General features: G+C 71.0%; 1 protein-coding gene. It reads right to left on the reverse strand.

All coding sequences use genetic code 11. The features are described 5' to 3' along the window. Nucleotides 1-1415: beta-ketoacyl reductase (locus tag FGD71_RS10015; RefSeq protein ID WP_119100052.1), on the reverse strand; the 1415-nt coding region annotated here is incomplete at both ends.

A 1415-nucleotide genomic window follows, 5' to 3' on the forward strand; every position in this document is an offset into this window, starting at 1 on the left:
TCAAGCCCCAGCACATACGACAACCGGCCCGACACCACACTGCCCGAACTGCCGGTCAGCATGTAACCGTCCACGCCCTCGGGCAGCGCGCCGAGCCCCATGCCATGGCCCTGCGCGGATGCGCCGGCGAAGACGCCTGTCTGGCTGCCGCGCAGGGACGTCGGATCGATCCCCGCCCGCTCGAACAGCTCCCAGGCCGCCTCCAGCAGCATCCGCTGCTGCGGATCCATCGCCAGCGCCTCACGCGGCGAGATCCCGAAGAATCCGGCGTCGAACTCCCCCGCGTCATAGACGAATCCGCCCACGGAGCTGAAGTCACCGTCGACATCCCAGCCACGGTCCGTCGGGAACTCCGCCATCGCATCCGTGCCCGAGGCCACCAGGTCCCACAACTGCTCCGGAGTGCGGACGTCGCCCGGGTAACGGCAGGCCATACCGACGATCGCGATCGGCTCGTCCGCGGCCACTGCGACACCGGGTACGGTCAAGGAGGCGTCGGAGGCGATGTCGCTGCCAATGACCTGGCCCAGGACGAAGTCGGCAAGCACGGCCGGGCTCGGGTAGTCGAAGACAGCCGTCGCGGGCAGCTTCAACCCGCTCGCCATGGCGAGCCGGTTGCGCACCTCCACCGCGGTCAGCGAGTCGAAGCCCATCTCCCGGAACGCACGGTTCGCCTCCACCGCGTCCGCCGACGCGTAACCGAGTACCGCGGCCGCCGTGGAACGGACCAGATCGAGGACCACCTTCAGCCGCTCGGTCGCCGACAGACCGGCAAGGCGCTGTGCCAGGGAGCCGTCGGCGGAGGTGTCGTTCCCGCTCGTGTGAACACCGTCGTCCAGAGCCGCACGGGCCTCGGGTATGTCGGAGATGAGCGGGCGCGGGCGGGCCGCCGTGAAGCCGGGCACGAAACGCGCCCAGTCCACATCGGCGACGGCCACGAAGGTCTCGTCGTGCTCCACCGCCTGCACCAACGCCGACAGCGCGAGCTCCGGTTCCATCGGCAGCACACCACGCCGCCGCAGTCCCTCTTCGGCAGAGCCGTCGGCGATCATGCCGCCTCCCGCCCAGGCGCCCCAGGCGACGGAGGTCGCGGTCAGACCACGCGCCCTGCGATCCTCCGCCAGCGCGTCCAGGTAGGCGTTCGCGGCGGCGTACGCACCCTGCCTGCCGCCGCCCCACACGCCGGCGTTCGACGAGAACAGCACGAACGCGTCCAACTCGGCCTCGCCGAGCAGCTCGTCCAGGTTCCGGGCGCCCACCACCTTGGCCGCCATGACGTCCCCGAGCCGCGCGGCGTCGATGTCGGCCAAGTCCACGAACTGGCCGACACCCGCGGCGTGGACGACGGCGGTCGGCGGATGCTCGGCCAGCAGGCCCGCCAGCGACTCCCGGTCCGCCACATCACAAGCCACGAC

The sequence above is a fragment of the Streptomyces sporangiiformans genome (assembly GCF_005768555.2).
Taxonomy (GTDB): Bacteria; Actinomycetota; Actinomycetes; order Streptomycetales; family Streptomycetaceae; genus Streptomyces; species Streptomyces sporangiiformans.